Raw genomic sequence first — 4,059 nt, forward strand, 5'->3', positions numbered from 1 at the left:
GATGGCGCAGGAAAGTCAATGATCTAAAAGTGGGGCCCGAAGGCCCCACGCAGTTTGCATTAACGGTAAGTTAAACGCTTATTCAGGAAGCGCGTAAACGACGACCTGATCGCCTACCTGATCCTTCAGAATAGTATTGCCGCCCGCGACAAACGCGACATACTGACGGCCTTTGTACTCGTAGATTGACGGGTTGGCTACCGCAGGCGCTTCTACCTGATCGGACCACAGCTCTTCGCCACTATCCACTGAATAGGCGCGAACCTTGGCATCCATGGAGGCACCGATAAACACCACGCCTCCCGCCGTCACGGCCGGACCACCGATGGTTGGGGAGCCCCAGCTCTCAGGCATAAAGAAGCCATACTGCTGCGATGCACCAACCGGACGACGCCACTTCACATCCCCCGTGTGCATATCCAGCGCCACGATTTCACCAAACGGGGGTTGCCAGCACGGCATACCCAGCCAGTTATTCGCCACCATCAGACGCATACCGTAAGGGGCACCTTCCTGAGGCGCAAAGCCGCTCTCATTGCCGGAACCTTTATCCGCCTTTTTATAATCTTCACGGCTATATAGCTTCAGGTACTGCACAATGTGTGAGGTATTGACGATGGCAATCTGTTTTTTCGGATCGAAGGCCACGCCTCCCCACTGAACGCCACCGGCGCTGTCTGGATAGGTCAGGGCACCTTCGCCCTTCGTCGTAGGCGGCGTGTACATGCCCTCATAGCTCAGCTTATCCCACAGGCGAGAGCACTGGCCCGCACCCACGGCATCTGCCAGTTTCCAGATCTCTGGCTTCTTAGATTGATCGAGCAGCGGCGCAGGTTTCGTCGGGAAGGGCTGCGTTGGCGAAAGCACCTCACCCTGTACCGAACCATCTCCCTGCGGCACCGGACGCTCTTCAATCGGCCAGACATCCTCACCCGTCAGGCGATTCACGACAAACAAGAAGCCCTGTTTGGTCGCCTGAATCAATGCCGGGATTTGCTTGCCGTCGACGGTGATATCCATCAGGGTCGGCGCAGAGTTGATATCGTAATCCCATACGTCGTGATGGACCCATTGACGAGACCAAACGACTTTACCAGTGTTGATATCCAGTGCGGTCGTGGAGGTTGCAAGTGGAATAGGTGCAACACGGTTGCCGCCCCAGTAGTTAGGGGAAGGGGATGACACCGGCAGATAAACTAGACCATTAGCCTCATCGGCAGACATGTGGGTCCAGACGTTGGCCGTACCGGTGCGCTGGCGGATTTCTGCTGGGATCGCGTCAAAGGTCCACTCACGTTCGCCGGTTTGCGCGTTAATTGAGAACACGGTACCCGGAGGCGCTTCGGCGTAGGCCCAGTCCTTCCCAGCCCAGCCGACCAGCAGATGGTTACCCACCACCGTTGGTGGCTGCAGGATAGATAACGGATATTTGGCGTTGACCGTGTTCCACTGATTAATATTCAGCACACCCTTATCAGCAAAGCCGCTGCACGGCTTCCCTGAATCGGCATCCAGCGCATAAAGGTTGCCATCCACGTTACCCATATAAACGATTTTCTGGCATTCCTGTCCGGCGACCGGATTTTTAGCCTGCCAGTACGAAACGCCGCGGTTTTTAAGGACTGGCTGAGTCAGTGCTTTGCGTGATGATTTGGTGTCGTAATGCCACTTCTCTTTCCCTGTACCCGGATCGAGCGCAATCAGGCGATCAAACGGTGTACCGATATACAGCGTTTCATTGGCAAAAATAGGCGTTGCTGACCAGACGGTAGCAGGGGTATCACCTTTCCCATCCGAGACGTCGCCGGTATGAAACTCCCAGACTTTGGTTAATTTATTAACGTTGTCTGCAGTAATCTGCGTCAGTGGACTGTATTTCTGGGCGTTAAGCTGGCCATGAAAGCTGTCCCAGGTGGCAGTGGAAGGCACCAGCGACGTGGCTGGCTGTGCGACAGCTTCTACCTTCTGTCCGTCATTTTTACCGGTTGAGGTCTCGTCAGTGGTTTTTGTCGTTCCGGGTGCCTGTTGATCGGCTGCATCTACGTTCAGCTTTTCCTGGGTTCCCTGAGATGCCTCAGCGGCCTTCTCTTGCGCATAGAGCGGAAGCGGAGCAACCAACAACGCGAGTGCCGTCATGCTGACTTTCAGTAATGGAGAGTGTTTTTCGTTATGCACGGGCGGCTCCTCAGACTCTGGCGCGATGATTGGGACGAACGGAATTGCTGCTCAGCGCAATCAGACCAATGAGGCCGACCACCATTGCCGCAGTAATGAGGTACTGATGCAGCAACGCGCCTGCAAAACCAATACCGAATAGCATGACAAGGGTGACAACGATCAGGAAAATACGCGTTCCACGGTGGGATGCGGCACGCAGTATAAAGGCCAATATCGCCAGTAGCACACTGGCAATGGCCACGCCGAGGGCACCGATAGTGCCGGTGACGCCGGTAAGCGGCGTTAGCCACGCATATAACGCGACCGCGAAGCCAATCACGGCTGATAGCAGCAAAAGTATACTGCCGAGGCGTGAGGGTTGAGATTGCAACATACCAGGAAATCCTCTATCCAAAAAGAACAATGAGTAATTGCTGTCATTAGTCTACTGCGGCTATCCATCACGCAGGGCAACGACAGCCGCACAGCTCACTTAACGTAACTCAGTATAGAAGAAGGATTTTTTCACGGGGCGCGAAGAGGCATATTCGATACGTTCTGCCCGGAAGATAATCATTCATTTTCGGAGACACCGGGACCCATCAATGTAGCCCTTACCTGAGGAAGACTCTGCGGATAATTTTGTTGAATAAACTCAATCATTTTTTCCCGCACGTGACAGCGTAAATCGAAGGCCATAGGTGAATTCTGCGCTGTCATTAACAATCTGATCGTCATGCTCTTTTCAGTCGTATCGGTAACCTGAAGGACCTGCGTTTCTTGATCCCAGAGTTTGGTTTCACTGAGCACCTTTTCAAAGTGTTTTCGAAGAGGCTCTAAGGGCATCGAGTAATCCAGATAAAGGAAAACAGAACCTAAAATTTGTGCATTGTTACGCGTCCAGTTTTGGAATGGATTTTCTGTAAAGTAGGTAATCGGTAAGACCAGTCGGCGCAGATCCCAGAGACGCACCACAACATACGTCAGGTTTATCTCCTCAATCCAGCCCCACTCTTTTTCAACCACCACAGCATCATCAATTTTTATGGGTTGCGTAAACGCTATCTGAATTCCGGCAAACAAATTGACAAGTGACTTCTGTAGGGCAAAGCCAATTATTATTCCGGCAACCCCTGCACCGGCCAGGATGGTTGTACCGAATTTTCGGACGCCAGGGAAGCTAAGTAAAATCAGTGAAAGACAGAACGTCACCAGCACAACAATAGCGACTTTCTTAACATACATTATCTGAGTGCGAATTTTGCGGGCGCGAAGGTTATTGGAAATATTAATGTCATAGCGTATAAAAAGCATATCCTGCGCAACATTAATCAATCGAATCAGGACAGAGCAAAATGACAATATAATAAATATATTAATTGTGGTTATAATAAATAGAAAAGACTCTGGTTGAACATGGACATAATTAACCCCTACGCGTATTAACAGCAGGGGAATGAACAGGAACATTGATCCGCGAAGGTGTTTCTCAAGTGATTTGAATAGCTTTCTGTCACGACTCTGCCAGTAGCGGATGAACCGTAGAAGTATAAATCTCGCGAGGAAGCCCACCGCGAGCGAGAACGTCACAACCAATACAGCAGGCACCCACGTCGGCGCGACAGATAACTCACCGAATAAAAAAGACATTCTTTCCCCTTATACCTGCCAACAACCCTACGTAGTCAGCGCGGTTAAACAATCAGTAATCCTTCTCTTGAAGCTATTCTATAGATTAGCCTGCTTTACGCGCATTATTAGAAGAAAAGGATGAAAATCTGGCCTCGTTAGTATATTAAAATATTTTGCAGTAGCGAGGTGTTATGCGTGGCGCGCCGCAACACAGAGAGCATGGACGCAGTAGAATAGCCGTGGCGCTTGAGGCGACCGGAACCCAACAAG

At 51.2% G+C, this 4,059-nt stretch carries 3 protein-coding genes; all 3 read right to left on the reverse strand.

From position 1 onward, the window contains the following. Nucleotides 1-78: 78 nt before the first annotated feature. The 3 genes from FN633_RS05700 to FN633_RS05710 all read right to left on the reverse strand — a co-directional run bounded on the left by FN633_RS05700 (nt 79) and on the right by FN633_RS05710 (nt 3,807). Entirely contained in the window at nt 79-2,175 is a 2,097-nt protein-coding gene (locus FN633_RS05700; RefSeq protein WP_154057044.1) for a pyrroloquinoline quinone-dependent dehydrogenase, read from the reverse strand. Nucleotides 2,176-2,185: 10 nt separating this feature from the next. Continuing rightward, the gene (locus tag FN633_RS05705; RefSeq protein WP_154057045.1) at nt 2,186-2,551 is read right to left on the reverse strand and encodes a hypothetical protein; all 366 of its coding nucleotides are present in this window, start codon (nt 2,549-2,551) and stop codon (nt 2,186-2,188) included. 179 nt (nt 2,552-2,730) lie between these two features. Further along, nucleotides 2,731-3,807, reverse strand: coding sequence for a mechanosensitive ion channel family protein (locus FN633_RS05710; protein ID WP_154057046.1), 1,077 nt, complete (start codon nt 3,805-3,807; stop codon nt 2,731-2,733). Nucleotides 3,808-4,059 lie beyond the last annotated feature (252 nt).

The organism is Pseudescherichia vulneris, from assembly GCF_902164725.1.
In the GTDB taxonomy this organism is placed as follows: domain Bacteria; phylum Pseudomonadota; class Gammaproteobacteria; order Enterobacterales; family Enterobacteriaceae; genus Pseudescherichia; species Pseudescherichia vulneris.